1 protein-coding gene is annotated in these 939 nt (G+C 50.8%); it reads left to right on the plus strand.

All coding sequences use genetic code 11. From position 1 onward, the window contains the following. Positions 1 to 802: ABC transporter permease (locus ACTHS3_RS15195; RefSeq protein WP_440368392.1), on the plus strand; the 802-nt coding region annotated here is incomplete at its 5' end. Positions 803 to 939: the final 137 nt, after the last annotated feature.

The raw sequence follows: 939 nt of genomic DNA on the forward strand, positions 1-939 counted from the left end.
CGACGGCATCAAAATCGACAATAAAAAACTGCCTCGTTCCATCCGCAAAGACATTCAGAAAAAAGTGGATGAAAAAAACGACGAACAATTCGCCGCCGTGCGCAGCTTTTTAGATAAAAAAATGCTGGAAGAACACTATCTGAGCATAGGCAGCGGCACGGTGGAAAAACCCAACGCCGTACAGCACAGCGTCCCCGCATGGCTGATTTTCGGTATGTTTTTCATCATGATACCGCTGTCGAATGTCATGGCATTAGAACGCCAGACCAACACCATTACCCGCTTACGTCTCGCCCGCGCCTCCGCATCCGGTCTGATTGCCGCCAAACTCGTCCCCTATTTCCTGATTAACCAACTTCAGTTTGTCGGAATGCTGCTGCTCGGCCGTTACCTGCTGCCCGAAATCGGCGTACCCGCCCTCATACTCAACGGCAGCCTTGTTCCCTACGCGCTGTTGTCCGCTGCCGTCAGTGCTGCCGCCCTTGGCTACGCGCTGTTAATCAGCGTCTGCGCCAAATCTACCGAACACGCCGTCGTCCTCGGCGGCGGCGGCATCATCCTGATGGCGGCAATCGGCGGCATTATGGTACCCGCCCACGTCATGCCTGAAACCATGCAGCAACTCACTTGGATTTCCCCAATGGCTTGGGGCTTGAAGGCTTTTCAGGAATTACTGCTCAACCGCAGCGGACTGGACGGAATAGGCCACTACCTTCTTTTACTGTCTGCGTTCTCTTGTGCCACGCTGACTGCTGCCGTATTGGTTTATCGTAGGCAGTTGCAGACGCAGATAAGGTTTTAAACGTTTGTCTGCCCTAAGTAGAAAACTTATTTCTCAAAACTATTCCTATAAAACTTCAGGCCGTCTGAAAATATCTTTCAGACGGCCTGATGCTTGATGTGCTATGGATTATTTCAATAACAAAATATGCTCAATAA

It is taken from the genome of Neisseria sp. P0009.S007, assembly GCF_051962515.1.